The 25,429-nt window shown below is 61.5% G+C and carries 27 protein-coding genes; 13 read left to right on the top strand and 14 right to left on the bottom strand.

The features are described from left to right. Positions 1 to 216 precede the first annotated feature (216 nt). Positions 217 to 477, top strand: a complete 261-nt coding sequence (locus PYR65_RS11785) for a CopG family ribbon-helix-helix protein (RefSeq protein ID WP_276118112.1) — start codon at positions 217 to 219, stop codon at positions 475 to 477. Then, positions 474 to 818 carry a type II toxin-antitoxin system RelE/ParE family toxin gene (locus tag PYR65_RS11780; RefSeq protein ID WP_276118111.1) on the top strand — a complete coding sequence of 115 codons (345 nt, stop codon included), beginning with the start codon at positions 474 to 476 and terminating at the stop codon, positions 816 to 818. The genes PYR65_RS11785 and PYR65_RS11780 overlap by 4 nt, the downstream gene beginning before the upstream one ends. A gap of 142 nt (positions 819 to 960) precedes the next feature. Here PYR65_RS11780 and PYR65_RS11775 read toward each other — a convergent pair whose 3' ends face one another. The 5 genes from PYR65_RS11775 to PYR65_RS11755 form a co-directional block, all read right to left on the bottom strand. Further along, on the bottom strand, positions 961 to 2,244 hold the full coding sequence (locus tag PYR65_RS11775) for an extensin-like domain-containing protein (RefSeq protein ID WP_276118110.1): 1,284 nt from the start codon (positions 2,242 to 2,244) through the stop codon (positions 961 to 963). 229 nt (positions 2,245 to 2,473) lie between these two features. Beyond that, positions 2,474 to 2,875: a VOC family protein gene (locus PYR65_RS11770; RefSeq protein WP_276118109.1), complete on the bottom strand. Its 402-nt coding sequence runs from the start codon at positions 2,873 to 2,875 to the stop codon at positions 2,474 to 2,476. A gap of 160 nt (positions 2,876 to 3,035) precedes the next feature. Beyond that, complete coding sequence (locus tag PYR65_RS11765; RefSeq protein WP_276121045.1) at positions 3,036 to 3,839, bottom strand: endonuclease/exonuclease/phosphatase family protein; 804 nt, start codon at positions 3,837 to 3,839, stop codon at positions 3,036 to 3,038. 86 nt (positions 3,840 to 3,925) lie between these two features. Continuing rightward, on the bottom strand, positions 3,926 to 4,528 hold the full coding sequence (locus PYR65_RS11760; RefSeq protein WP_276118108.1) for a Kazal-type serine protease inhibitor domain-containing protein: 603 nt from the start codon (positions 4,526 to 4,528) through the stop codon (positions 3,926 to 3,928). A gap of 221 nt (positions 4,529 to 4,749) precedes the next feature. Further along, positions 4,750 to 6,564: a methyl-accepting chemotaxis protein gene (locus PYR65_RS11755; RefSeq protein WP_276118107.1), complete on the bottom strand. Its 1,815-nt coding sequence runs from the start codon at positions 6,562 to 6,564 to the stop codon at positions 4,750 to 4,752. A gap of 200 nt (positions 6,565 to 6,764) precedes the next feature. Here PYR65_RS11755 and PYR65_RS11750 point away from each other — a divergent pair, with 200 nt between their 5' ends. The 5 genes from PYR65_RS11750 (at position 6,765) to PYR65_RS11730 (ending at position 10,767) form a co-directional block, all read left to right on the top strand. Next, complete coding sequence (locus PYR65_RS11750) at positions 6,765 to 7,151, top strand: acyl-CoA thioesterase (protein ID WP_060640762.1); 387 nt, start codon at positions 6,765 to 6,767, stop codon at positions 7,149 to 7,151. A 34-nt stretch (positions 7,152 to 7,185) separates the two neighbouring features. Further along, entirely contained in the window at positions 7,186 to 7,773 is a 588-nt protein-coding gene (locus PYR65_RS11745) for a hypothetical protein (protein ID WP_060640761.1), read from the top strand. Positions 7,774 to 7,930: 157 nt separating this feature from the next. Next, positions 7,931 to 8,899, top strand: coding sequence for an aliphatic sulfonate ABC transporter substrate-binding protein (locus PYR65_RS11740; protein WP_276118106.1), 969 nt, complete (start codon positions 7,931 to 7,933; stop codon positions 8,897 to 8,899). Positions 8,900 to 9,056: 157 nt separating this feature from the next. Next, entirely contained in the window at positions 9,057 to 9,836 is a 780-nt protein-coding gene (locus PYR65_RS11735; RefSeq protein WP_276121044.1) for an ABC transporter permease subunit, read from the top strand. A 34-nt stretch (positions 9,837 to 9,870) separates the two neighbouring features. Further along, entirely contained in the window at positions 9,871 to 10,767 is an 897-nt protein-coding gene (locus PYR65_RS11730; protein WP_276118105.1) for an ATP-binding cassette domain-containing protein, read from the top strand. A 3-nt stretch (positions 10,768 to 10,770) separates the two neighbouring features. Here PYR65_RS11730 and PYR65_RS11725 read toward each other — a convergent pair whose 3' ends face one another. Both PYR65_RS11725 and PYR65_RS11720 read right to left on the bottom strand, forming a co-directional pair. Continuing rightward, a complete protein-coding gene (locus tag PYR65_RS11725) occupies positions 10,771 to 11,541 on the bottom strand; it encodes a hypothetical protein (protein ID WP_276118104.1) in 771 nt (256 codons plus the stop codon). Positions 11,542 to 11,617: 76 nt separating this feature from the next. After that, positions 11,618 to 11,971, bottom strand: a complete 354-nt coding sequence (locus tag PYR65_RS11720) for a DMT family protein (protein WP_037096567.1) — start codon at positions 11,969 to 11,971, stop codon at positions 11,618 to 11,620. A 258-nt stretch (positions 11,972 to 12,229) separates the two neighbouring features. Between PYR65_RS11720 and PYR65_RS11715 the strand changes: the two genes are divergently transcribed. From PYR65_RS11715 to PYR65_RS11705, 3 genes are all read left to right on the top strand, one after another. Next, positions 12,230 to 13,459: an MFS transporter gene (locus PYR65_RS11715; protein WP_407951324.1), complete on the top strand. Its 1,230-nt coding sequence runs from the start codon at positions 12,230 to 12,232 to the stop codon at positions 13,457 to 13,459. A 110-nt stretch (positions 13,460 to 13,569) separates the two neighbouring features. Next, positions 13,570 to 16,749: an excinuclease ABC subunit UvrB gene (gene uvrB / locus PYR65_RS11710; protein ID WP_276118102.1), complete on the top strand. Its 3,180-nt coding sequence runs from the start codon at positions 13,570 to 13,572 to the stop codon at positions 16,747 to 16,749. Positions 16,750 to 17,171: 422 nt separating this feature from the next. Further along, positions 17,172 to 17,651, top strand: a complete 480-nt coding sequence (locus tag PYR65_RS11705; protein WP_276118101.1) for a DUF3828 domain-containing protein — start codon at positions 17,172 to 17,174, stop codon at positions 17,649 to 17,651. Positions 17,652 to 18,008: 357 nt separating this feature from the next. On the opposite strand, the gene PYR65_RS11700 is transcribed toward PYR65_RS11705, so the two are convergent. Continuing rightward, a complete protein-coding gene (locus tag PYR65_RS11700) occupies positions 18,009 to 18,587 on the bottom strand; it encodes a J domain-containing protein (RefSeq protein ID WP_276118100.1) in 579 nt (192 codons plus the stop codon). Between the two features lie 524 nt (positions 18,588 to 19,111). On the opposite strand from PYR65_RS11700, the gene PYR65_RS11695 reads away from it, so the two are divergent. Next, positions 19,112 to 19,324 (top strand): cold-shock protein, encoded by a 213-nt coding sequence (locus PYR65_RS11695; RefSeq protein WP_037095903.1) that lies wholly within the window; start codon positions 19,112 to 19,114, stop codon positions 19,322 to 19,324. A 366-nt stretch (positions 19,325 to 19,690) separates the two neighbouring features. Here the strand turns inward: PYR65_RS11695 and dusA are convergent, their stop codons facing one another. From dusA to PYR65_RS11680, 3 genes are all read right to left on the bottom strand, one after another. Then, complete coding sequence (gene dusA / locus PYR65_RS11690; protein ID WP_276118099.1) at positions 19,691 to 20,800, bottom strand: tRNA dihydrouridine(20/20a) synthase DusA; 1,110 nt, start codon at positions 20,798 to 20,800, stop codon at positions 19,691 to 19,693. Between the two features lie 336 nt (positions 20,801 to 21,136). Beyond that, complete coding sequence (locus tag PYR65_RS11685) at positions 21,137 to 21,379, bottom strand: DUF982 domain-containing protein (RefSeq protein ID WP_060640378.1); 243 nt, start codon at positions 21,377 to 21,379, stop codon at positions 21,137 to 21,139. A 253-nt stretch (positions 21,380 to 21,632) separates the two neighbouring features. Beyond that, positions 21,633 to 21,881 carry a hypothetical protein gene (locus tag PYR65_RS11680; RefSeq protein WP_276118098.1) on the bottom strand — a complete coding sequence of 83 codons (249 nt, stop codon included), beginning with the start codon at positions 21,879 to 21,881 and terminating at the stop codon, positions 21,633 to 21,635. Between the two features lie 284 nt (positions 21,882 to 22,165). Here PYR65_RS11680 and PYR65_RS11675 point away from each other — a divergent pair, with 284 nt between their 5' ends. Then, complete coding sequence (locus tag PYR65_RS11675) at positions 22,166 to 22,363, top strand: hypothetical protein (protein ID WP_060640380.1); 198 nt, start codon at positions 22,166 to 22,168, stop codon at positions 22,361 to 22,363. Between the two features lie 287 nt (positions 22,364 to 22,650). Next, positions 22,651 to 23,181 carry a gamma carbonic anhydrase family protein gene (locus PYR65_RS11670; RefSeq protein ID WP_276118097.1) on the top strand — a complete coding sequence of 177 codons (531 nt, stop codon included), beginning with the start codon at positions 22,651 to 22,653 and terminating at the stop codon, positions 23,179 to 23,181. Positions 23,182 to 23,230: 49 nt separating this feature from the next. Here the strand turns inward: PYR65_RS11670 and PYR65_RS11665 are convergent, their stop codons facing one another. From PYR65_RS11665 to PYR65_RS11655, 3 genes are read right to left on the bottom strand one after another with little or no spacing between them, the layout of a single operon-like run. Then, entirely contained in the window at positions 23,231 to 23,635 is a 405-nt protein-coding gene (locus PYR65_RS11665; RefSeq protein WP_060640382.1) for a Fur family transcriptional regulator, read from the bottom strand. Then, a complete protein-coding gene (gene znuB / locus PYR65_RS11660; RefSeq protein WP_060640383.1) occupies positions 23,635 to 24,468 on the bottom strand; it encodes a zinc ABC transporter permease subunit ZnuB in 834 nt (277 codons plus the stop codon). The genes PYR65_RS11665 and znuB overlap by 1 nt, the downstream gene beginning before the upstream one ends. Then, positions 24,461 to 25,390 (bottom strand): ATP-binding cassette domain-containing protein, encoded by a 930-nt coding sequence (locus tag PYR65_RS11655; RefSeq protein WP_328518489.1) that lies wholly within the window; start codon positions 25,388 to 25,390, stop codon positions 24,461 to 24,463. The genes znuB and PYR65_RS11655 overlap by 8 nt, the downstream gene beginning before the upstream one ends. Between the last annotated feature and the right edge of the window lie 39 nt (positions 25,391 to 25,429).

The following is a 25,429-nucleotide window of genomic DNA, read 5'->3' as shown; positions in this document are numbered from 1 at the left end:
CGCCGTGAGACAGACACGACTCACGTGATTTGCAAGAACCTCCGGCAGTCCCCCTTTCGGAAAGGTTCATTTTAGGCCGGTTTTCACCGGCCATTTTTTTGCGCGCAGCTGATCGAAATATGAGCGCGCGGCCCGCTTCACTGCCTGCCTATTTATCATAACTTGCACGGCAGAATGGTTTGTCTTACATTGTCTTACACAGCCAAGGAGATGGTCATGCCGCATGCGAGTACCTCAGAATCGGTCACCCTTCGAATACCCTCGGATATCGTGTCGGACATCGAAACCATTGCCGAAGCGACGGAGCGCTCCAGGAGCTACATCATCGTCCGGGCGCTCAGAACCTATCTCATGAACGAGGGTTCCGGCATCTTGGCCGCGATCGAGGGTCGTGACCAAATTCTCAACGGCGAACACGAAGACATGGATGACGTCCTTGCCGATATCGATCGGATCGTTTCCGGCAAGGTGGCATGACACCCGTCAGGCTTTCAAAAGACGCTGCGAGCTACGTCCGTCAGGAAGCGGAGTATTTGCGCCGGCGAAACACTGCCGCCGCGAGAAACTTCGCACTCGCGATGAAAAAGGCTCGGGAAACACTTCAAAACTTTCCTCAATCGGGAAACAGAATGCACGGTCTTGGGATCGCGGGCAGCCTGACCTTGGTCGTCGGCGATTATCTTCTCGATTATGTCTATGATGGTTTCTGCGTTGACGTGATCCTCATCCGGCATGGACGAATGCTGACACCCGCCCCGGAGATCGAATTGGAAGAGGATCAGGAAAGAGCGTCCACAGACACCAAATCCTCGGTCTGAAAACCGGAATTGGGCGGCCTTTCAGCCTCTCGCCCCATTCGCTCCCCTCGGGAAATCTTCGATTCGTGACCACGCGCCACCAAATCTTACCGCGCGGCACGGCATGCACACCCAGGCCGCAGCGACCTACGGGCACCTCACCTCAGTCGCAGTGCCGGTATCCGGACTTGCGCTCTCTCAGGTCGAAATGGAAATGGTCCTTGTGCTGCGGATCGCTGCCGGGGCCGAGCACCGTGTTGAAATATTTGCAGCTGTCGCTGCGCACTGCCTTCAGCAGCCCCTTTTCGCGGAAGGCGAAGAAGCCGGGCTTGCGCACGTCGATTTCCTTGCCGGAATTCAGCACGAACTTTCCGACATCGATGGCGTTGCCATGGGCGTGTTCCGACATCGGATTGCCGCGCTTGGAATTCATCGTCCGGCAGGAATAGCCCCCAAGCGGCTTGATCGTCTTGATGCCGGACAGGTAGCGGTAGCGGGCCGAGGGTGCGAGTTCGTTCTTCACCCATTTGGCAAAGGCTTCCGTCACCTCGCAATTGAGCTTGACGGCGGGCTTGACGTCGATGCCGCCGGAAAGGCCGGTCAGCTGGATCGGGTAGTCGATGCCACAGGATTTTCCGTTGGAAATGCGGGGAATATCGGTGAATTCCACCCGCAATTTCTTCAGCCGTTGGCGGCAGGCCACTTCGGAGGCCGGCATGCGCCCGGTAAAATCAGGCTCGGATTCCAGCGGATTGCCCCCACGCGGCAGGAACGCCACCTGCTGCTCCTGCTGAACTTGGCTCTTGCGCAGCATCACGCGCTGCTGCTGGTCCAGAAACTGCGCCTTGCGTGCCTCCTCAGCCGCTTGCTTTTCGGCGCTGAGCGGCGGCAGGTCGGGGTCATAACTCGGATCGGCGGAAGCCACCTGCATGGCCTGTGACCCGCCAAGCTGTTCGACGCTGTCGCCACCGATCCCGCCAACCACCGGCTGGCTGGCATTGCCCTCGGCAATCTCATTGCCGCGGCCGTAATCGCGGTTCTGTTCCTCGGCCAGGCCGACAACCTGCGTTGATCCGGTTTCGACGCCCATCATCGCGTCCATATTGACGCCTTCAGACGGAACCGTCATCGGCTGTCCACCGGCAAGCGGCTGTTGCGTGGGTTCGCTGTCGATCATCGGCAGGCGCCGGCTGGCGCCTTGTAGCCCCGGATCGGCCGGGACCGCATCGTCGGAATTTTCAGAAAACGTCGCAACCGGTGTCTGGGCCGCCGGATAGGGATTTTCGCGCGAACCGCGCGCATGACCGTTCACCGGCTTGATGGCACTCACCCGTGCCGACGAATCGACCCGCCCCGGCGGCGTCAGATCGTCCGTCGAACAGGTGGTCAGCGATAACGACAGCAAAAACACCGCCACAGGCCGCCGGAAAAGGGAAACATACGCCATACTCACTTGCCGCCTCTACCGATGAGGATGCACCAGAATGCACCATCGCGCCGCCCCATCCCTGCCTGGCCCTCAAGAACAACCTGCGGTCCGCCTGTGTCGAAAGGCGGGCGCCGGGCGGGAATGGCCGTCACTGAAGCGGATTTTAAGCAAACATGGTAAACGAAGGCTTTCGCTGCCGTCACTGGAAATGGGTGACAGCAGCAGACGCCGGGTTGGAGCTCCGTGCTCAGGCCGCGCCCATGTCCATCCACATCAATTCGATGTTATGGCCGTCAGGATCTGCGATCGCACGGTTATACATGAAGCCGCTGTCCTGGCGCTCGCGAATGTCAGCCTTGCCGCCCGCAACAGCCGCCGCGTCAGCCAATCTGTCCACCTCCTGCCGGCTGTCGATCGACAAGGCGAGCAGCACCTCCGTCGTTGCATGCGCGTCGGCAATCGCCTTCGGCGTGTAGGTTGCGAAATAGTAGGGGGTTGCCAGCTGGAACGTAATCGTCTCCGACCAAACCATGCTGGCCGAACTGTTGTCGCTGAACTGATCGTTCTTCTGGCATCCAATCGCCTGATAGAAGCGGATCGCAGCCGCCAGTTCGCGCACCGGCAAATTGACGAAAATCATCTTGGGCATTGCCTGTCTCCTTGAGGGTCCATGTGTTGTACGAGCTTACGGCCCGTATCATCACGACGAACGGCCCTGCTGCGGATCGACACGGCAACGGAAAAAAAATTTGACAACCTGCCCCTTATCCAATGACGCCCGCCAGATTGTTGCCTCGCGTGCGGCTTCCCTAGCGCATATCGAGAAGCAGAGCGCGATGATCGGACACCTCCGGCTCGGCCACAGCATCGAAACTGATCACTTCAATATCCGGCGTGACCAGCAAGTAATCGGCAAAACGCCCCGGTTTTTCATAGTAGGACGTGCGGGTATCGGCATGCCCGCGTGCGGTGATCAGATCCGTCAGGCCGAGCGCCGCAAGTTCGGAAAAAATCCGGCTGTCCGGCAGCACGTTGAAATCGCCGCAGACCGCCAGCCGCTCACCTGCACTCCATACCCGCCCGATCAGTTCGATCAGCGCCTGCGTCTGGGCATCGCGCGCCGGAGTATCGCCCTTGCCCGCAACCTCTCTTAAGCCATGCATCTGCGCGACGGTGAACGCAAACCCGTCCTCATGGTTGAAAAGGCGCAGGCAATGAGCGTTGCGGGCGCGCGGATGCGGCCCCCAGCCGTCGGGCGAAAACGTGCCATGCACGAAATCCTGAGCCTGCGCGATCACCGTCAAAAACTTGCGCACAAAGGTCGCCAGCCCGAATTCGGACGGCACCGCCCGCTCGCCATCAAACAGATGACCCCGCGCCGTTGGTGCGAAGAACCCGTCATGATCCGGCAGAAGCGTCCTGATCTCCTCAAACAGATTGGCCCGTTGCGGCAGTTCGACACCCTGGTCGCGATAGATCAGCCAGTCGGACGGGGCATCCGGCGTGCGCGCCACCTCCTGCAGGCAGATCACATCCGCATCCACCTCGGCGAGATATCGCATCAGCGGCGCATGGACCCGCCCGCCCCAGGCATTCAACGAAAGGATGCGCAGCATGCTCAGCTCCAGCCGTCAGCAACAGAAAGAGGACCGGGCAAGACGCCCTCGCCCGGGCGCATTGTCCGGTCCTTCAATTCAGATCAGCGGCAATCGCCGTTGCCGATCACACGAAACCCTTGAGCCTGCGCCGTGCAGGCGTTCGGGAATGTCTGCTCGCGGCCGCCTTGCCGGGCGCAGACCGGGGCGAATTCGCGGGTACAGGCCTGCGGGCCGCGATCCGGGCGCGGCGGACGCATGCCGCCCTCATCGCCGGGCCGGCCGCCGCCGCGTTCGCATTCGCCGCGCCCGATGACGCGGAACCCTTGCGCCTCAGCCATGCAGCCATTCGCAAACGTCTGCTCGCGCCGTCCCTGGCGGGCGCAGACCGGCGCATATTCGCGCGTGCAGACCTGCGGCCGGTCGCCGCCGAAATCGGGCCTTTGCGGCCGGCATTCGCCCCGGCCGATGACCCGGAACCCTTCCGCCCGCGCCTGGCATTCATTGCCGAAAGTCCGGCTGGTATTGCCGCGCGCGCCGCAAACCGGATCATATTGCATCGTGCACATCTGCGGGGACGAAGGCTGCGGCCGCGGATAGGGCCGCCCACCGGGCTCATCGACAGCGACGGTGCAGGCACTCAAAACTCCGAGCGAAAGCGCCATCAGCGCGGCAATACGGATCGTAACACGTTGAAACGGCGTCATTCGCAGTCCTCCCCTGGCAACAGCACCCCAGCGATAAACGCGGAGCGGCACTGTCGCACTTTGAGTCACCCCGCCATTCTCATGGGAAATCCATACGGGTCAACCCGGCGTCCAAACCTTCCCAACATTCCCTCGAAAACCCAACCCATCACACACACACACGAAAAAGCCCGCGTCCTTTCGAACGCGGGCAATTGGCATTTCCGTCTTTTTGGATGCGATCAGGCCGCGCGGCTGTAGTTCGCCTGCCGGTTGCCGGCGGTCAGGCGGAAGGTCTGCAGCAGGCTTTTCAGCTCGCGGCTTTCCTGCGCCAGGGTCTGGCTGGCCGCCGTCGTCTCCTCGACCATGGCCGCATTCTGCTGCGTCATCTGGTCCATGCTGTTGACGGCGGTGTTGACCTCGGCAAGCCCCGTCGCCTGTTCGCGGGCAGCCGTGGCGATCGAGGCTACGTGTTCGTTCACCCGGTTGACCAGCTTTTCGATTTCCGTCAGCGCCTCGCCGGTCGAGCGCACCAGCGTCACCCCGGTTTCGACTTCGGTGGCCGAGTTGCGGATCAGCTCCTTGATCTCCTTGGCGGCACCGGCTGACCGCTGGGCCAATTCGCGCACTTCCTGCGCAACGACGGCAAAGCCGCGCCCTGCTTCGCCCGCACGCGCCGCCTCGACACCGGCATTCAGCGCCAAAAGATTGGTCTGGAAGGCGATCTCGTCGATGACGCCGATGATCTGGCTGATTTTCGTGGAGGAACCTTCGATCCTGGTCATCGCGGCAATAGCGTTGCGGACGATATCGCCGGATTTGGCAGCGCTGCCCTTGGTCTCATCGACCATTTCGCGGGCTTCGGCCGCGCGGTCGGATGCGCTCCTGACCGTCGAGGTGATCTCGTCGAGTGCCGCCGCCGTCTCTTCGAGTGCGGCCGCCTGCTGCTCGGTGCGGCGTGACAGGTTGTTGGCCGCTTCGGAAATGTCACCGGCGCTGCCATAGACCACCTCGGTCGAATGCGCGATCGACTGGATGACGCCGCGCAGCGCGCCAACGGCCGTGTTGAAATCATCGCGCAGCTTGGAATATTCCGGCGCGATCGTGGCGATCTCGGCCGTCAGGTCGCCGCTGGCCAATTTCTCCAGCGCACTGCCGATCGCCGCCATGGCATCGGCCTGCGTCTGCGCGTCCGATTGGGCGCGGTTTTCGTTGCTGCGCCGCTCGGCATCGAGCTGGCTCTGCTGCTCGGCCTCGCGCTGCCGCATACCGATGCGCTCCTTGACGGAATCGCGCAGCACCACGAGAACAGCGGCCATCTGGCCGATCTCGTCCTTGCGCCCGGTTTCCGGAACGGCTGACGACACATCCTCATCGGCAATCGCCCGCATCGAAGCCTTCAGCCGCTCGATCGGACCAACGACGCTACGCACGATGGAGAAAGCCGCAAGCAGAATGACCAGCGCGGCGAATACGCAGATGACGGCGACCTGGATCAGGCCTTCGGTAAACATGGCGGCCAGGTCGTCGGCATAGACGCCGGTGCCGACGATCCAGCCCCAGGGCGCAAATCCCGCCACATGCGAATATTTCAACACCGGCTCCTCGGCGCCGGGCTTAGGCCAATAATAATCGACGAACCCCTTGCCCTCGGCGGCAACCTTTTTGGCAAACTCGACGAAGATGCGTTTGCCGGTCGGATCCTTGTTCTCCGTCTGGTCGGTGCCATCAAGGGCCGGCTTGATCGGGTGCATGATCATCATGCTCTTCATGTCGGTGATGAAGAAATAGCCGCTATCTTGATAGCGCATCGCCTGGATCGCCTCGATGGCGCGCGCCTGCGCGTCGTTGCGGCTCAGCGTGCTGGCCTGTTCCTGCTTGTAATAGGCATTGAACACGGTCACCGCGTTCTCGTTCATCGCCTCCAGCATGGCCTTGCGCTGCGCCACCAGCTTGTCCTGTTCCTCGAACAGCCCCAGCGTCATCACGGCAGCCATCATCAAAAGCGCCAGCCCCACCAGCGCATACAGGCGCACGGAAATGCGGAAATGTTTCATACAGCCAATCCCCCTCAGATTTATGGCCGCACGATACCGTCTGGAATTTTCGAACTTCCTAACAGGATACCCCTAAAATTGAGGATAGCCGATTTACCCTTTGTTCATTCCGGAGTTCTGCAACACAAGGCCGGGATATTTACCTTGGGGGTCTTTTCCGATCGCGGCTCCTCAGGTTACATCGCATCAAACGGAGAGCGATGACCATGGCCAAACCGAACGGCGACCTCACCCTGCGCACGCTGGCCATGCCGGCCGATGCCAATGCCGCCGGCGATATTTTCGGCGGCTGGGTCATGGCGCAGATGGATCTGTCCTGCGGTATCCGCGCCGCCGAGCGCGCCCGCGGCCGCGTCGTCACCGCCGCCGTCAAGGAAATGGCCTTCGAAATGCCGGTCAAGATCGGCGATACGCTGTGCATCTACACCGATGTCGTCAAGGTCGGGCGCACCTCGATGACGCTGAAGGTCGAGGTCTGGGCGCAGCGCTATCTTTCCGACCGGATGGACAAGGTCACCGATGCGCTGTTTGTCATGGTGGCGCTCGACGAGACCGGCCATCCAAAACCGGTGCCGCCCGAGGCCTGATCCTGAAAGCCCGGCACTCATAAAGGCCCAAGCCATGGACCAGCCCGTCGATCCGCAGATTTTCTCGCATATTCGCGTCGTCATGGGCATGGTCATCAGCCTCTCGATGGCCAGGCTGCTCACCGGCCTTGCGCTGTTCGTCCAGCATCCCGGCAAGACCAGGATCTACTGGCTGCACCTTGGCTGGGTGCTTTTCATGTTCCTGTTCCTGATCTATTTCTGGTGGTGGGAGTACCGGCTGCATTCGGTGCCGGTGATCGATTTCAGCGTCTATCTCTTCGTCATTTCCTATTGCTGCATCTTCTTTTTCCTCTGCGTCCTCCTGTTTCCCACTTCGATGGAGGATTACAGCGGCTATGAGCATTATTTCATGTCGCGCCGCGCCTGGTTCTTCGGCTTTTTGGCGCTCGCCTATGCCGTCGATCTCATCGACACCGCCGTCAAGGGCAAGCAGTATTTCCTGTCCTACGGCGTGGAATACCCGCTGCGAAACGCCGTCTATATCCTGCTCTGCATCATCGCGGCCCTGACCGCCAACCGCCGTTTTCACGCCGCCTTCCTGATTGCCGGGCTCACCTATCAAGTCGTCTGGATTTTTCGCGCCTTCGATTTGCTGGACTGAGCGGCGGAAAAATCCCCCAATGTCCTGCGCTCACGGAAAAGCGTTTCGCTGCGCGTCCAATCTACAAAATAAATAAACTCTATAAGCACGCTAGATTTCACTAGCATGATCCCACATCACGCGGAGAAGCGTCTCCGCCAACGACTAAGAGGGATCGATGCTCACACTGACAAGACGCCTGTTCGGCGCCGGCCTTGTTGCCGCCAGCCTGCTTTCCGCCACCGGCCTGTCTGCAACAGCCGCGCTCGCCGCCGAACTGACCGAATTCAAGATCGGCTATCAGAAGACCGGCCTGCCAGTCATCGCCCGCCAGCAGCAGATCATCGAAAAGGCACTTGAACCGAAGGGGATCACCGTCTCCTGGGTCGAATTCACCGCCGGTCCGCCTTTGGTCGAGGCCTTAAATGTCGGCTCGATCAATGTCGGCTGGACCGGCGATGCGCCGCCGATCTTCGGCCAAGCCGCAGGCTCCGCCATCACCTATGTTGCCGCCCTTCCTGCAAATGGCGCCGGTGAAGCGATTTTCGTCAAGCCGGACTCGCCGATCCAGTCTCTCGCCGATCTCAAGGGCAAGAAAATCGGCGTCGGCAAGGGCACTTCGGCCCATAATCTCGTCGTCGCTGCGCTCGAAAAAGCCGGCATCGAATTCAAGGACGTCACTCCGGTCTATCTGAGCCCCGCCGATGCGGCGGCCGCCTTTGCCAGCGACAAGATCGATGCCTGGGCCGTCTGGGATCCCTTCTTCGCCATCGCCGAAACCCGCTACAAGCCGCGCGTTCTGACGACGTCGGCGCAGGCGCTGGATGTCAAAACCTATTTCCTGGCCAATCGCGACTTCGCCAAGGACCATCCCGAAACGGTCACCACCACCATCGCCGCCCTGAAGGAAGCCGCAGTCTGGGCGGATGCCAACCGCGACAAGGTGGCCGAAGCCCTGCACGAGGTCACCGGCGTGCCGCTCGAAGCCCAGACGATCGCCGCCAACCGCACCAAGTTCGGCATCGAGCCGATCACCCCGCAGATCGTCGCCAGCCAGCAGCAGACTGCCGACCGTTTCTTCAAGCTCGGCCTGATCCCCAAGCAGATCACCATCGCCGATGCCGTCTGGACGGCACCGTCGAACTGATTTCCTCCCAGGAAATGCGGCAGCGTGCCGGCCGATCCGGGCCGGCACGCAAGAGAACGTTCCAGCGCGCATCCGCTGCGGTCTTGCGGTGAAACAATCAGACAAAGTGTTTTCGCGTTTGCAGAATGACGGAAACGCGTGAAGTAAAGGGCAGATGATGAAATCCACCGGTCACTCGATCCTGCGCAATGGCACCGGCTGGCTTTTGCCGGCCCTGATCGTGCTTGCCTGGGAAATTGCCGCCCGCACCGGGCTGATCTCGCCGAATGTCATGGCCGCCCCCTCCGCCGTTGCCGAAGCCTTCTGGCGTCTGCTGCTGTCCGGCGAACTCATCCGCAATATCGGCGTCAGCACCGCCCGCGCGCTGTCCGGCTTTGTGATCGGCGGCTCGATCGGCCTGATCTTCGGTCTTGCCAATGGTCTCTCCGGCCTGTCGCGCAACTTGACCGATACGACCCTGCAGATGGTCCGCAATATCCCGCATCTGGCACTTATCCCGCTGGTCATCCTGTGGTTCGGCATTGACGAGGAGGCAAAGCTCTTCCTCGTGGCGCTCGGCGTGTTCTTCCCGATCTATGTCAACACGCTGCTCGGCATCCAGAGCGTCGATCCGCAGCTGGTCGAGATGGGCCGTGTCTACGGCATGTCGCGCACCACGCTGTTCTTCCGCGTCATTCTCCCCGGCGCCCTGCCCGCCATCTTCGTCGGCCTGCGCTATGCGCTGGGCATCATGTGGCTGACGCTGATCGTCGCCGAAACCATCGCCGCCTCCTCCGGCCTCGGTTACATGGCCATGCAAGCGCGCGAATTCCTGCTGATCGATGTCGTCGTCTTGTCGATCCTGATCTACGCGCTGCTCGGCAAGCTCGCCGACAGCTTCGCCAGGCTGCTGGAACGGTTGACGCTGCAATGGCATCCCGCCTTCCAGACCGCCTGACCCATCGCGAAACGAAAAATACGGAGTACCGAACATGTCCGTCATCGCCCTCGATCAAAAAAACAAGCCAGCGCATCCGGCCACAGCACACCCAGCCTCAGCGCACTCGGCAAAAGAAACGGCGGAAGCGCGCGCGCTGCGCGAAACGGCGCCGGGCCAATGGTTTCCCTATGCCGCGCCCCAGCCGCGCGAACGCGAAAACCGCGACATCGCCTTTTCCTTCCGTGGCATCAGCCGAAAATTCGGCGACAAGACGGTGCTCGATAATATCGATCTCGATGTACCCGCCGGCCAGTTCATTGCCGTCATCGGCAAGAGCGGCTGCGGCAAGAGCACGCTGCTGCGGCTGTTGACCGGCCTCGACAAGCCGACATCCGGCACGCTAACGGTCAACAAGGGCGCGGAAGGTGAAAACCGCACCCGCATCATGTTCCAGGAACCGCGCCTGCTGCCCTGGGCAAAGATCGCCAAGAATGTCGAGGTGGGCCTCACCGGCATCGCCAAAGGCGCGCAAGCGCGCGAAAAATCGCTTTCCATCCTCAGCGAAGTCGGCCTGGCCGACCGCGCCGAAGAATGGCCTTCCGTGCTGTCAGGCGGCCAGCGCCAGCGTGTCGCGCTTGCCCGCGCGCTGGTCGCCCATCCCTATATCCTGGCGCTCGACGAGCCGCTCGGCGCGCTCGATGCGCTGACCCGCATCGAAATGCAGCACCTGCTCGAAAGCATCTGGCAGCAGCAGGCGTTTACCGCCGTTCTGGTCACCCATGATGTCGCCGAGGCCGTGGCGCTCGCCGACCGCGTCATCGTCATCGATCACGGCAGGATCGCGCTGGATCTGGATATCCCGCTGGAACGCCCCCGCCGCCACGGCGCGCCTGAACTGGCCCGGCTGGAAGGCCAGATCCTCGACACGCTGTTTGGCGGTTCCGACTGATTTCTACGCTGCGGCCCGGCGAAGGGCTGCAGCGATCTGCCGGCTCGCCCATTGCACCGTGACAGATGCCAGCGACGAGATCAGGAACGCGATCTCGGCATTCTGTCCGGGCAGCGTCCAGATCAGGCAGAGGCAGAAGGCCGCAAACGAAAACCGTCCGAGCACCATGCCGCGCAGCAGCCGGACGACGAAATCCGGGCCATAGGCGCGCTGCGACGATACCGACAGGATCAGCCCAAGCAGCGGAAACACGCTGAGTACGCCGCTCCACTGTGCCCCCAGCGACACCGACAGCATCGTCACCGCCAGCGTCAGTACGGCGCCGGAGATCATGCGCATCACGAGATCGGTGCGGGTGATCGATATGACCTTGGCGGCCGCCTGGGTTCGCGGCAGGAAAGTCTGCGCTGAGACAACGCCAAGCAGCGCCACGCCCAGCGCAATGGACGGCGATCCCGGCAGGCTGGTGAGAGTGAAGGCCGCGATGAACCACGCGGCAAGTCCCATCACGGCCGCAACCGCATAATGAAATCTGCGGCATGTCCAGGCATAGGCGAGGTTGAACGCCTCCGATGCGAAGATCGCCGACAAGGCGGCGGCCGCAGCCCCGGCGCCGAACACCGGACCATGCTCGAGCACCAGCAGATAGAGGATCGGCCCGGCCACGATCGGCAGACCGGCCAGCCAGCCGGCCACGCCGGGTCCCCAGCGCACGGCGGCCATCGAGACGACGAGAAGAAAGAACGGAACGAGCGTGAGTTTCAGAAGCAGCATGCCCGTCCGGTATCACATCCTCGCCGATAGACCAGCCCTGATGTGAGAGCCTCGTACGATCCGGCCGGAGCGGACCTCAGCCCTTGAACACGAAAGCCGCACCGCCCGCGATCATGCAGAATCCGATGGCATGGTTCCAGGTCAGCGATTCCTTCAGCCAGAACACCGAGAAAATCGCAAACACCACCAGTGTGATCACCTCCTGCATCGTCTTCAGCTGTGCCGCCGAATAGACCTCATGGCCGATCCGGTTGGCCGGAACCGCCAGGCAATATTCGAAGAAGGCGATGCCCCAGCTGGCGATAATCGCCATGTAGAGTGGCGACGAGGTGAATTTGAGGTGCCCGTACCAGGCGAAGGTCATGAAAATGTTGGACAGGACGAGCAGCACGATCGGCAGGACGGCCGCCGTATTCAATGAAAAAGGCATATTCGAATCCTTGGGAGTGCGATGGCAAACGGTGGCAAGCATGTACCGTTCCCGCAAACAACTTCAAGGCCGAATTTCAGAGCGGATTGCGGCTTTTTCAGACGGACCGGAAGGCGCCGGTCGCGGTGGAACTTTTACCGCTTTCCGGCATTTTCGTCTCTGCCGGAAACTGAACGAATGCAACGCTCAAAGACGGCCCTCTGCCAGCCTGATATTGCCCTTGACAACCCTTCGCTCATCGCCACCGGGAGACTTCGCTTGTCGCCATCCTCCACCTCTGTCAGGGCGGGAACGCCGCTGATCGCGCTTGCTGCGCTGAACTTCTTTTTGGCAGATGCCCGCGACGGGCTTGGCCCTTTCCTCGATGCCTATCTGGCGACGAACGGCTGGTCGCCGTTCTCGCTCGGCATGATCGCCACCTTCGGCGGCATTCTCGGCATGGTCTCGACGCCGCTGTTCGGGGCACTCGTCGATGGCACGGTATACAAGCGGCTGCTGGTCATCGTGCCGGTAATCCTGGTCACCGTGGCGGCGCTTTTGACGCTGGCCATTCCCAATGTCTCCGTCGTCGTCGGCGGCCAGACGGTCACGGCGATCGTCGGTGCCGTCATCGGTCCGGCCCTGATGGGCCTGACGCTGGGCATTGTCGGCGAGGCCGCCTTTCCGGCACAGGTGTCGCGCAACGAGTTCTGGAACCATGCCGGCAATGTCGTGTCGCTGGCCGGCGTCTACGCAGCCACCGTGTTCTTCGGCATGGGCGGCATCATCGCCTTGATGATCATCACCGCCATCGGCGCCGTCGGCGCGGCCCTGATGATCGATCCCGCCAAGATCGACCACAAGGTCGCCCGTGGCCTTGGCCATGACGACGGCGCACCTGGCCCGTCCGGCTATTCGGTGCTGATCGGCACGCCCGGTCTCGTCGTTCTGGCCGTGGTCATGCTGGTCTTTCACTTCGGCAATGCGCCGATCAGCCGCCTGGTTGCCCAGCAGTTCTCCGTCGAACTGGGAACACCGTTTCGCACCACGGCGCTGATCACCGGCGTCGCGCAGCTGACGATGATCGGCGCGGCCATCGCCGCTCCCTTTCTGATCCGCCGTTTCGGCCTGGCCGCCGTCTTCATCATCGCGCTCTGCGCCCTGCCCATCCGGGGCGCGATCGCCGGCAGCATCGGCGATTTCTGGATGGTCTATCCCGTGCAGATCCTCGATGGCCTCGGCGCCGGGCTGATCGGCATCGCCACGCCGATTGCCGCCGAGCGCATCCTGTCCGGCTCCGGCCGCTTCAATGTCGGCCTGGCCGCCGTCATGACGGTGCAGGGCATTGGCGCCTCCACCAGCAATATCGTCGCCGGCTGGCTGGTACAGACCTATGGCTTTGCGCTGGCCTATTGGGTGCATGGCGCGATTGCCATCCTGGCGCTAGTGCCGTTTCTGATCTGGCGCAACAGCGTCGCACCACACGCGCCCGAAGGCCGGACCGCCTGATGCCGGCGCAAACAGCTCAAGTCAGAAACTGGCAGTAGCCCGCCATACCCTTGCCTTTTCGACCTCATCGCCCCCTTCACATTTCACCGGACTCTCTCCATATTCCCCGCATGTCGAAAGCACCGAAAAAATCCCCCCGTCCCGACCTTGGCGGCTTCGAGGAGGCCCCCCAGGCGTCGTTCGAAGGCGCCCCGCTGTCGTCGAATGTGTCCGATTGGGCCAACGAACTGCAGCGCATGGCCGAAGCCGAGACGATCGAGACGCGCCACGACGTCGCCTCCAAGGCGGGCAAGCACCGCAAGAAGGTCGAAATCGCCGCCCAGAAGGCGAAGCAGGACAAGGCCGGCAAGGACACGGTCGGCGCCAGCCGCTCGGCCCGTGGGACCTCCATGGGCGGCACGTCGGACCCGAAAGCCCGGGCCGCCGCCGGCCTGAACCCCGTGTCCGGCATGAACACCTCTTTGGAGGACGCCGAGGCGCTGGCATCCGGCTCCGTCACCGCCACCGTCGAGGCCCTTTCGGCGCTGATCGAATCCGGCAATCCGTTGTTCAAGGACGGCAAGCTGTGGACGCCGCACCGGCCGGCCCGGCCGGAAAAGTCCGAAGGCGGCATCGCCATCCGCATGCAGTCGGATTTCGAACCGGCCGGCGACCAGCCGACCGCCATCAAGGATCTCGTCGAGGGCCTGTCGAACGGCGACCGCTCCCAGGTCCTGCTCGGCGTCACCGGTTCCGGCAAGACCTTCACCATGGCCAAGGTGATCGAGGCTACACAACGCCCCGCCGTCATCCTGGCGCCGAACAAGACGCTGGCCGCCCAGCTTTATTCCGAGTTCAAAAACTTCTTCCCCGACAACGCGGTCGAATATTTCGTCTCCTACTACGATTACTACCAGCCGGAAGCCTATGTGCCGCGCTCGGACACGTTCATCGAGAAGGAATCCTCGATCAACGAGCAGATCGACCGGATGCGCCACTCCGCCACCCGCTCGCTGATCGAACGCGACGATGTCATCATCGTCGCCTCGGTCTCCTGCATCTATGGTATCGGCTCGGTCGAGACCTATACCGCGATGACCTTCCAGATGACGGTCGGCGACCGGCTCGACCAGCGCCAGCTGCTCGCCGATCTCGTCGCTCAGCAATACAAGCGCCGCGACATGGATTTTCAGCGCGGCAGTTTTCGCGTGCGCGGTGATACGATCGAAATCTTCCCGGCGCATTTGGAAGACGCAGCCTGGCGCATCTCGATGTTCGGCGACGAGATTGACGGGATTACCGAGTTCGATCCGCTCACCGGCCAGAAGACCGACGACCTGAAGAGCGTCAAGATCTACGCCAATTCCCACTATGTGACGCCGCGCCCGACGCTCAACCAGGCGATCAAGTCGATCAAGGAAGAGCTGAAGCTGCGCTTGGCCGAACTGGAAAAAGGCGGCCGCCTTCTGGAAGCCCAGCGGCTGGAACAGCGCACCCGCTACGATATCGAGATGCTGGAAGCCACCGGCTCCTGCGCCGGCATCGAGAACTATTCGCGCTATCTGACGGGCCGCAGCCCCGGCGAGCCACCGCCGACCCTGTTCGAATATATCCCCGACAACGCCCTCCTGTTCATCGACGAAAGCCACGTCTCCGTCAGCCAGATCGGCGGCATGTACCGGGGCGACTTCAGGCGCAAGGCGACGCTGGCGGAATATGGCTTCCGCCTGCCATCGTGTATGGACAACCGCCCGCTTCGCTTCGAGGAATGGGATGCCATGCGCCCCGATACGATCGCTGTGTCGGCAACCCCGGCCGCCTGGGAGCTGGAACAGGCCGGCGGCGTCTTCGCCGAACAGGTCATCCGCCCCACGGGCCTGATCGACCCGCCCGTCGAGGTCCGCTCGGCGAAAACCCAGGTGGACGACGTGCTCGGCGAAATCCGCGAGACCGCGCAGGCCGGCTATCGCACGCTCGTCACCGTGCTCACCAAGCGCATGGCCGAGGACCTCACCGAATATCTGCACGAACAGGGTATTCGCGTCCGCTACATGCACTCGGATATCGACACTCTGGAGCGCATCGAGATCATCCGTGACTTGCGTCTGGGTGCGTTCGACGTGCTGGTCGGCATCAACCTGTTGCGCGAAGGCCTCGACATCCCCGAATGCGGCTTCGTCGCCATTCTCGATGCCGACAAGGAAGGCTTTTTGCGCTCGGAAACCTCGCTGGTCCAGACGATCGGCCGCGCCGCGCGTAACGTCGATGGCAAGGTCATCCTCTATGCCGACCAGATCACCGGCTCAATGAAGCGCGCCATGGAGGAAACCTCGCGCCGCCGCGAAAAGCAGGTGGCCTATAATGAGGCCCACGGCATCACCCCGGAATCGGTCAAGGCCCGCATTTCCGACATCCTCGATTCCGTCTACGAAAAGGACCATGTCCGCGCCGATATCGGCATCCGCGGCGTCAAGGGCGGCATCACCGACATGGTCGGCAACAACCTCGCCGCCCATCTGGAAGCGCTGGAAAAACAGATGCGCAACGCCGCCGCCGACCTCGACTTCGAAACCGCCGCCCGCCTGCGCGACGAAATCAAGCGCCTCAAGGCCGCCGAACTCGCCGTCATGGACGATCCGATGGCACGGCAAGAGGCAAGGGCAATGGAAGGCAGCGGCAAGCCCACCGGTTCGAAAAAGAAGGGTGCGGCAAACGCCGGACCTGCCTCTCCCCTTGCGGGAGAGGATGGCTTGCCCCAAGAGGCGCAACCGATTGGCGAGGCAAGCGTGGTGAGGGGTCCCTCGCTCTTCGCCAAACCCAGCCTCGACGACATGGGCCCAGGCACCGACATGACCCGCCCGGCCCGCAAACCGTCACCCCTGAACGAGCCCGGTGAGCGTGGCGAGCCCGGTGAGAATCGTGATCGTGGCGATTCCGGTGAGCGTGGCGCGCCCGGAGACACCACCGTCCCCAGCACTTTCCGCAAGCCCGGTCTCGACGAGATGGGCCGCGACATCGCCACGCCCGCCCGCCCGCAGAGCAGCCTGTTCCGCAAGAACAGCCTCGACGAAATGACCGTCGGCCGCACCGAAAAGCCGCTGAACACCACGGGCAAGCTGCCGGAAAAGCCGAAGACCGAGCCCGGAAAACGCATCGCACCGCTCCTGGAAGGCCAACCGGAAAAGCGCGACCCCGCCGTCGGCGCCAAACCCTTCATCCGCGCCAAGCCGGGCGCCGGCTCCTACGAGGACGCAGGCGATATGAAGCGCCAGAAGAAAACCAAGGGAAAGACGGGCCGGCCGGGTCAGTAGTCGCTGGGAGAAATGATGCAAAGTGCCGATGACGGGACCAAAGGCCATCACCTCAAACTCCCTCTACGCCGAGCCGCCCCCTCATCGCCTCGCTTCACTCGGCACTTCTCCCCGCTGGGGAGAAGGGGGAAGCCCGCCCCTAGCCCCCTGCCTTACCTTCTCTCCCGAGGGAAAACCCCGCAGCCAGCCCCACACTCCCTCTTCTCCCCAGCGGGGAGAAGGTGCCCGAAGGGCGGATGAGGGGGGCCGAAGGCCACCGCCTCAAACTCCATTTCCACCGGCATACCCCTCATAGCCCCGCTCACGGCTCCCGCCGACGAACAGACACCACCGCCACCCCAAGCCCCCAAAAATGCAGCATGGCCAGACCACCCCCCATCGGCTAATCCTCCAGAAACAACCCAAGCCCAGGATCAAGCCCCATGCGCCTGCCCGCCCTCGCTCTCTTCCTGTCCGCCCTGTCCGCACTGTCAGCCCTCTCAGCCTCTCCCGCTGCCGCCCAGACCTACAAGACGCCGCAGGCACTGCTGCAGGCGCTTTACCGCTACGACACGGCCCAGACCAGCGACAGTGCCCCCTCGCTCTATTCCCCGTTCTTCTCCGACCAGTTGAACGCCCGCTTCCAGGACGACGCCGACACCACGGAACCTGGCGACAGCGGCACGATCGATTTCGACCCGGTCATTTCCGGCCAGGACGGCCAGGCCACCCATGTCGAGATCGGCGAACCGATCGTGCTCGATGGCACCGCCGAAGTCGAAGTCTCCTTCCAGAATTCCGAACCAGTGACGCTCTACTACACCCTCGTCCAGGAACATGGCGGCTGGAAAGTCGATGACATCGCCAACCAGCAGGGGGAATACCCGTGGAGCTTGAGTGCTTTGTTTGATGGGGCGCAATAGCGCCGCGACAGGGCAATATTGGCAAAAGCACGAGCAATACCGCCCACGAAACTCTGCCCCTTCAACACCCTCTGCGGGGGTGAATGTACCCCCAAAAAGCGCCGCAACCTCTCTTCTCCCCTTGCGGGAGAGGACACAAAATCAACATCTTAGCCGAAGGCTAAGTGTTAGATTTTGTTGGTGAGGGGCACCCCCAAGCTCTCCCAAAGCTCCCCCCAAAAACCCGCCCCGCGATAAGCGCCGCTCCAACGCCTTCCGCCGCGAGAAGGAAAAATCCTTTCGCCGCCACGCCTACCGCAGCAAACGGCGTAACTGCGAATCCGCACGAGAAAGACAGCCCGCACCGTAACGCGCGCCCTACTCCGCCGCCGCCTCCAGCCGTTCCAGTTCGTAGGAATAGCCCTCCAGGATCGTATAGGCCTGCTCGGTCGCCTCGATCTGCGCCTCGGCGCTGCGGATGGCGTCGGCGATCGATTGCGAGCGGGTGCGCAGCATCGAGCCGAGAATATCGGCGGCCGGGCGGCGGCCCAGCCGGTCGAGATGCTGGCGCACGCGGGCGCGGTGGCGCTCCAGTTCGAGAATGTGAAACCGGCTCTTGACGATATCATCAGACAGTTTGCGGCGCATGGCGGCGACGGGGTCGAAACTGCCGGGCTCGCGCTCGTCGAGGATGAAATCGTTGACCAGCGTTTCCAGCTTCAGGATGCCCTGCAGGTCGCGCGGGTCGGCGAGCTGCGGATCATAGCCGGTATTGTCATAGACCTTGCGGCGCACGGGGTCCTTCAACAGGTCATAGCTTGCCTGCAGCCGGCCGAAGGCCTCCGGTTCGCCGCCGCTGTCGGGATGAACCGCCTTCACCAGCTTGCGATAGGCCGCCTTGACCGCCTGATCGTCGGCGCCGCGCTCCAGTCCCAGCGTTTCATAGGGGTCGATCACGACGCCACCTCTTCAGTCCCAGCATTCGTCCAGTCCGCTCCTGACCTACCCTTTAGCCCACCCGGCATCAACCCAAAAGCGGATGCGGCGCGGCCAACCGTTACTCTGACACGGCCCCTTGATCGGACATTGCCGGGACCAAATTGTGGTGAGATCGCGACGCCGTCCGGTTTTCCCCGGCCATGGCGTCAGCGCCGCGCAAAACCCTGTCAATGTCCCGCCCTGGTGCATCCCGGACGCAGCACCGCCAGGCGGTTGAGTGCAAAGGATTAAACGCTTGCTATTTTCTTTTTTTGCTGCAAATATTTCCGCGTTCGGGCGTTTTCTATCCCGGAGACTGGACTGGCTGTATGGTCCCGGAGGTAATCCGGGCGTGTCGATAAAAACGGCACTGTAGACGTTCTTTCCCCGTTATCGTGACTTCACCGACTGGCTTTCCGAAATAAAGACAACACCGGAAAGAAAAACGTCTCCACCCTGGCAGGGGTGAAGACACATCATTAAGGGAAAAAAGGACTTCTCCCATGGCCACCAAGGGCACCGTAAAATTCTTCAACCAGGACAAGGGTTTTGGTTTCATCACGCCGGAAGGCGGCGCTAAGGACGTGTTCGTTCACATCTCCGCGCTGCAGGCCGCTGGCCTCCAGACCCTGAAGGACGGCCAGCAGGTCACCTTCGACACCGAGCCGGATCGCATGGGCAAAGGCCCGAAGGCCGTCAACATCCAGGCCGACTAAGCCTCGATCCGACTGCCCGCGAACACTGAATTAAACGGCGTCCTTCTGGGGCGCCGTTTTTTTGTTGGTGAGTAGGTTTTAGTGGGTAGTGGGTAGTGGGTAGTGGGTAGTGGGTAGTGGGTAGTGGGTAGTGAATAGCGAATAGCGAATAGTGAATAGCGAATAGCGAATAGCGAATAGTGAATAGTGAATAGTGAATAGTGAATAGTGAATGGTGAATGGTGAATAGTGAATAGTGAATAGTGAATAGTGAATAGTGAATAGTGAATAGTGAATAGTGAATAGTGAATAGTGAATAGCGAATAGTGCAATCTCTTCTATTCGCTATTCGCTACTCACTATTCGCTAAAAACCACTCACTACTCACTAAAAACTCACCAACTCCTTCGCCTCTGCCGCAACAAACACCGCCTCAAACGCTGCGGCAATCACCTCCGGCCCGGCGCCTGACCGCGTCGCATCCGCCGACAGGATCTGACGGAAGCGCCGGGCGCCCGGCCAGCCCTGGAAGAGGCCGACCATATGGCGGGTCACATGGATCAACCGCCCGCCAGACGCGATATGCCGGGCCGCATAGCCCATCATCGCATCCCGCACCCCGTCCCAGAATGCCAGCGACTGCCGGTGGCCGTTGGCGGTAAAGGCCTCACTGCTGACACCCAAAGGCGCAGCCCCCGAGACCGGATGCGGAAACACACCGTCCACCGCCGTCAGCATGGCACTGTCATGATAGGGCGCCCGCCCCAGCATGACGCCGTCGAGAGCAGTCCCCGTGTTCAACTCTTCGACTGCTTGATTCAAACTGCCAAGACCGCCGTTGATACCAATGAAAAGACTGGGATTTTCCGCCTTCAGCCGGTGAACGAGATCGTAGTCCAGCGGCGGGATATCGCGGTTTTCCTTGGGCGACAGCCCCTGTAGCCAGGCTTTGCGGGCATGCACCCAGACCGCATCGGCGCCTGCCTGCGTCACCCGTGAGACGAGATCGCGCAGCGCAAGCTCCGGATCCTGATCGTCCACCCCGATCCGGCACTTGACCGTGACGGGAATGGACACAGCAGCCTTCATGGCCGCCACGCACTCCGCCACAACCGCAGGCTCGCGCATCAGGCAGGCACCAAACGTGCCCGACTGTACCCGGTCGGAGGGACAGCCGACATTGATGTTGATCTCGGCATAGCCGAACTCTTCGCCGATCCTCGCGGCGCGCGCCATCTTGCCGGGATCATTGCCGCCCAGTTGCAAGGCCACGGGATGCTCCACCGCATCGAAACCCAAAAGCCTCTCCCGGTCCCCCCGCAGGATGGCCTCGGAAACGATCATCTCGGTATAGAGCAAGGCATGTTTGGACAGCTGGCGGGCAAGAAACCGGTAGTGCCGGTCCGTCCAGTCGATCATCGGAGCGACGGCAAAGACGGGGGCGCGAAAATATGCCGAAGCGGTACTGTCCGATGCCGAAATCGCTGCAGTGCCCATTGCCAAAAATTCTTTCATCCCCGCGCGCAAGGCAGACGGTACAATCTGATGGAGAAAAAGGCGCGTGAGCGGAGAAGGGTATCTCGCGGCTCAAACAGCCTAACCAATTCCGGCCTTATACAGCGCAGCGGTTTTGAAAGCGAGATAGAAGTTTGGCGGCAGCATTGGAGATAAGTTTTTAGAAAACGGCGATGTTTTGGTCCGCTTTCCGCAGACCCATACTGAAAGCTATTTAACGAGGGGTACCAAGCATCTGCTAAAACAGAGCCCACGGGCGGGCGCACACGCGCACAACCCTTTTCTGCCCGATTTTGAAAGCCAGCTTTTTCGCTGGCGTCAATGCGCCTGGAGTTTCGCCTCTTGCGCAGCAGCGATGAAGACCTCGCGGGCTTCTTCTGCCGACTTGCGGCCGTCGATTGCGGCGCGGCAAAAGCTTCTCGCGGCGACGTAGCGCGGACCGCGAAGATCGGGCCAGGTTTCCATCAGGCAGGCCAGCGCATCGAACGGACCCAGCACCACCTGAGACCCCTTGTGAGCAAATCCGACCTCGACGGGATTGGACCATTTGGCATTTGGCATGAGCGTCTCCTCCGAATATCTTGCCAGACCAGAACGGCACCATAGCGGATTTGGTTCCTTTTGGGCAGAGCACAAAACGAAAAAAGCCTGCCGCGGGAGGAGGTGCGGCAGGCTTTCTGAAAATGACCCACGGTCGGGAGGAGGTGACCGCTGGTCGATCGCAGCTTTCCGGGAGGAGGTGGATGGCTGCGATAAATATGACTATAATGCTGCGATGCACAATAATCAATTCAAATTTGATGCAAAGCACCCTTTACCAGTAACTTCTTCGTGTTGAAGCGCCGTTTGAGGCGCTACCGATGAGATAACCGGCAACGAATGCCGCAGCCCCAAAGACAAGAAGGGCCGTACTGGTGGCCGAGGGATGGTCCTGCGCGCTCTGAACGACAGCAGAGGCTTCGTCGCTGACATAGTTTGCCGCTTTTTTCGCCTTGGCCGTCACGCCGCTGGTATCATTGAGTTCGCCGGTAAAGCCGGTCCGCAAATTCTTGACATTTGCCATTTCGCGCTCCTTTTCCGTTCGAAAAGAAAACACGCGAAAGGCAGGATTGTTCCAGATTGCCGGGCAGCGATGTGAAACCAATATCGAACAATCCGCAATAGAACGTCCGGCATTGGGCAAACTGCACCGTCCCGATCCGGCACAAATAAAAGCATCTGCTCAGAAATCACTGTTGCGATTTCTTCATGTGTGGCATGCTAATAGATGAGGTGCCTCATAAAAACCAATTTCGGAGTAGCTACTGCAGTCCAGAATCAAAAAAATAAAGAGACGGGAGAAACCACATGGTAGAGGAAAATCTGTATCGGATCGTTGAAGTCAGCCTGAAGCGCGGCGGCGATCGCCGGGATGTCGGCATCATGACGGTGCGTCAGGCACTGGAACTTCCCGATGTCCCGAGCCTGGAATATACACATCCCGATAGCCGCGCAGACAGCCGGTTTCTGACACGCGATCAACTCCAGGCCTACGTCTGCAGCTGACGCGCTGTCCCCACCCCTCACAGGGTGCCATCGTCCGCTATTCGCAAACGGATAGCCGGCTGACGATGATGACTGCAATCCCCTCCCCGCGCCGGCGCTTGCGCCGGTGATGAATTCCAAGAGCATGTTTTCCCGTCGCCGCGTGCATTGTGTGGGTCGCAATTTTGACGCCCACGCGGTACAGATCGGCCGTGATATGCACCGCCGGGCGCTTGTTGCTTGGCCGGTGTTACGCGGTGTGGATGACGCCGCAGCGCTGACCATCACCGCCGTTTGAGAGGGAAAACATGCCGCTTTATGCTCTTGGAACCACCCGTCCCGCAGTCCCTGCCCAAGACCGTTACTGGATCGCACCGGATGCGCATGTGATCGGCCAGGTCGAATTGGGGGACGATGTCGGGATCTGGTTCGGTGCGGTCCTGCGCGGCGACAATGCGCTGATCCGGATCGGCGCCCGCACCAATATCCAGGAGGGTGTGGTGATCCATGTCGATCCCGGCCAACCGGTCACGATCGGGCAAGGCTGCACCATCGGCCACCGCGCCATCGTGCATGGCTGCACCATCGGCGACAATTCGCTGATCGGCATGGGCGCAACGGTGCTGAACGGCGCCGTGATCGGCAATAATTGCCTGGTGGGGGCCAATGCGCTGGTGACGGAAGGCAAGGTCTTTGCCGACAATTCGCTGATCGTCGGGGCGCCGGCCAAGGCCATCCGGCTGCTGGATGAGGCTGCTGTGGCAGGCTTGCGGCTATCTGCAGACAGCTACGTCCAAAAATGGCAGCTGTTTGCGGCAAGGCTTTCCGTCATCGGATAGGCGACGCCGGGGCTGCCCGCAACGCGACAGCCCGAAGACAGTCCTTTGCCTATTCGGCGGTGCAGTTCTGGCAATGGCCGCGGATCTCGATCGTGGTCTTCTCGGTCTTGAAATGCTGCTTGCCGGCGAGCACCGACAGGCGCTCCTCCATGGCTTCGTCATGCATCTCGGTCACCTGGCCGCAATCCTCGCAAATGGCAAACGCCGTCACGCCATGGTCGTGGTGGTGATGATGATCCGGATGGGCGCAGGCAACGAAGGAGTTCATGCTTTCAAGCCGGTGGATGAGGCCGAATTCCAGCAGCTTGTCGAGCGCCCGGTAGACCTGCAGCGGCGCGCGGAACCCGTGATCGCGCAGCTTGTCGAGGATCGTATAGGCGCTGAGCGGCCCTTCGGCATGATGGAGCGTATCGAGGACCAGCGACTGGTTCTTGGTGAGCTGTTGTGCCGCCATTAGTGATGTCCTCCATGCGTCGAATGTATCGCCGTCTCTGCCTGTTTGTTGCGCCCGAACGGCAGCAGACTGAGCACGAAAAGCACCATCGCCGCAACCACGATCGACGGTCCCGATGGCGTATCAAAATGCAGCGAGCCGAACAGGCCGCCCGTGACCGCAAGCGCCCCGATGACCGAAGCCAGCACCGCCATGATCTCCGGCGACGTGGCAAAGCGCCGGGCGGTGGCTGCCGGGATGATCAGGAGCGAGGTGATCAGCAGAATGCCGACGATCTTCATGGCAATCGCAATCACAAGCGCCATCAAAAGCATGAAATAGAGCCGCGCCCGCTCCGGCTGAAGGCCTTCGGCCTCGGCCAGTTCCGGATTGACGGTTGAGGCAAGCAAGGGCCGCCAGAGATAGACGATCGCCGCCAAAACCAGAATGCCACCGCCCCAGACCAGATCGATATCGGCTTCGGAAACAGCGAGAATATCGCCGAACAGGAAGCCGACCAGATCGATCCGCACCCAGGTCATGAAGGCGACGATGACAAGGCCGATCGACAGCGAGGAATGCGAGAGAATGCCGAGCAGCGCATCGGTGGACAGCGCGCCGCGCTTTTGCAGCAGCAACAGCAGCAGTGACACGGCGGCGGCAACGATGAAGACGCTGAGCATCAGATTGAGATCGAGCAGAAGTGACAGCGCCACACCAAGCAGCGCGGAATGGGCCATCGTGTCGCCGAAATAGGCCATGCGCCGCCAGATGACGAAACAGCCGAGCGGGCCGACGGTGATGGCAAGGCCGATGCCTGCAATCAGGGCGCGGGTGAAGAAATCGTCAAACACGGCCGCTCTCCTTGGTGTCATAGCCCTGCAGCCGGCTCTTGTAGCCGCAGCCGCAATCGGGTCCGTGAACGTGATCCTGCCCGCCGTGATCGTGGCCGCTGTCCTGGTCACCCTCGTGATGGTGGCCATCACCGGGATGGCAATGTTCGGTAATGCTGCCATCGGTGTGCAACACGCGGCCATCCGGCAGATGGGTATGGTCGTGGTCGTGGCTGTAGACCGCCAGCGACTTGGCGGCGCGGCTGCCAAACAATTTCAGGTATTCCGGGCTCTGGCTGACCATCTGCGGCGTGCCACGACAGCAGACATGGCCGTTGAGGCAGATCACCGTATCGGTCTCGGCCATCACCACATGCAGATCATGGGAGATCAGCAGGATACCGCAGCCGGTCCGGTTGCGGATAGATTTGATCAAATCGTAAAGCGCGATCTCGCCGGAAAAATCCACGCCTTGCACCGGCTCGTCGAGGACGAGCAGATCAGGCTTGCGGGCAATGGCGCGGGCAAGCAAAGCGCGCTGGAACTCGCCGCCGGAGAGATGCTGCACCTCGGCGCGGGCAAGATGGGCAATGCCGGTCGAATGCAGCGCTTCCTCGACCTCGCGGCCCTTCAGCGGCCCGGTCAGCGTCATCAGCCGCTCCACGGTCAAAGGCAGCGTCCAGTCGATCGAAAGCTTCTGCGGCACATAGCCGACCTTCAGCCCCGGCATTTTCTCGACCCAGCCCTCGTCCGGCTTCAAGACGCCGATCGCAGCCTTCGCCGTCGTCGATTTGCCGGAACCATTGGGGCCGATCAGCGTGACGATCTCGCCCCTGCTGATCGAAAACTCGACGCCGCGCACCAGCCAGCGGCCATTGCGGCGGATACCGGCATTGTTGAGCGAGACGAGCGCTGCCTGGTCGGACTTGTGAAAATTCAGCATCAAAAAAATCCGGATGGGGTGTTGCCAGCCGCTATGCCA

Origin of the sequence: Pararhizobium qamdonense (assembly GCF_029277445.1) — a bacterium.
Lineage (GTDB): Bacteria > Pseudomonadota > Alphaproteobacteria > Rhizobiales > Rhizobiaceae > Pararhizobium > Pararhizobium qamdonense.
This window is presented reverse-complemented; position numbering and strand designations above follow the sequence as displayed.

Coding starts and splice junctions, on each gene's coding strand:
- PYR65_RS11785 (WP_276118112.1), top strand. CDS start 217: ATGCCGCATGCGAGTACCTCAGAATCGGTCACCCTTCGAATACCCTCG.
- PYR65_RS11780 (WP_276118111.1), top strand. CDS start 474: ATGACACCCGTCAGGCTTTCAAAAGACGCTGCGAGCTACGTCCGTCAG.
- PYR65_RS11775 (WP_276118110.1), bottom strand. CDS start 2,244: ATGGCGTATGTTTCCCTTTTCCGGCGGCCTGTGGCGGTGTTTTTGCTG.
- PYR65_RS11770 (WP_276118109.1), bottom strand. CDS start 2,875: ATGCCCAAGATGATTTTCGTCAATTTGCCGGTGCGCGAACTGGCGGCT.
- PYR65_RS11760 (WP_276118108.1), bottom strand. CDS start 4,528: ATGACGCCGTTTCAACGTGTTACGATCCGTATTGCCGCGCTGATGGCG.
- PYR65_RS11755 (WP_276118107.1), bottom strand. CDS start 6,564: ATGAAACATTTCCGCATTTCCGTGCGCCTGTATGCGCTGGTGGGGCTG.
- PYR65_RS11750 (WP_060640762.1), top strand. CDS start 6,765: ATGACCATGGCCAAACCGAACGGCGACCTCACCCTGCGCACGCTGGCC.
- PYR65_RS11745 (WP_060640761.1), top strand. CDS start 7,186: ATGGACCAGCCCGTCGATCCGCAGATTTTCTCGCATATTCGCGTCGTC.
- PYR65_RS11740 (WP_276118106.1), top strand. CDS start 7,931: ATGCTCACACTGACAAGACGCCTGTTCGGCGCCGGCCTTGTTGCCGCC.
- PYR65_RS11735 (WP_276121044.1), top strand. CDS start 9,057: ATGAAATCCACCGGTCACTCGATCCTGCGCAATGGCACCGGCTGGCTT.
- PYR65_RS11730 (WP_276118105.1), top strand. CDS start 9,871: ATGTCCGTCATCGCCCTCGATCAAAAAAACAAGCCAGCGCATCCGGCC.
- PYR65_RS11725 (WP_276118104.1), bottom strand. CDS start 11,541: ATGCTGCTTCTGAAACTCACGCTCGTTCCGTTCTTTCTTCTCGTCGTC.
- PYR65_RS11720 (WP_037096567.1), bottom strand. CDS start 11,971: ATGCCTTTTTCATTGAATACGGCGGCCGTCCTGCCGATCGTGCTGCTC.
- uvrB (WP_276118102.1), top strand. CDS start 13,570: ATGTCGAAAGCACCGAAAAAATCCCCCCGTCCCGACCTTGGCGGCTTC.
- PYR65_RS11705 (WP_276118101.1), top strand. CDS start 17,172: ATGCGCCTGCCCGCCCTCGCTCTCTTCCTGTCCGCCCTGTCCGCACTG.
- PYR65_RS11695 (WP_037095903.1), top strand. CDS start 19,112: ATGGCCACCAAGGGCACCGTAAAATTCTTCAACCAGGACAAGGGTTTT.
- dusA (WP_276118099.1), bottom strand. CDS start 20,800: ATGGGCACTGCAGCGATTTCGGCATCGGACAGTACCGCTTCGGCATAT.
- PYR65_RS11685 (WP_060640378.1), bottom strand. CDS start 21,379: ATGCCAAATGCCAAATGGTCCAATCCCGTCGAGGTCGGATTTGCTCAC.
- PYR65_RS11680 (WP_276118098.1), bottom strand. CDS start 21,881: ATGGCAAATGTCAAGAATTTGCGGACCGGCTTTACCGGCGAACTCAAT.
- PYR65_RS11675 (WP_060640380.1), top strand. CDS start 22,166: ATGGTAGAGGAAAATCTGTATCGGATCGTTGAAGTCAGCCTGAAGCGC.
- PYR65_RS11670 (WP_276118097.1), top strand. CDS start 22,651: ATGCCGCTTTATGCTCTTGGAACCACCCGTCCCGCAGTCCCTGCCCAA.
- PYR65_RS11665 (WP_060640382.1), bottom strand. CDS start 23,635: ATGGCGGCACAACAGCTCACCAAGAACCAGTCGCTGGTCCTCGATACG.
- PYR65_RS11655 (WP_328518489.1), bottom strand. CDS start 25,390: ATGCTGAATTTTCACAAGTCCGACCAGGCAGCGCTCGTCTCGCTCAAC.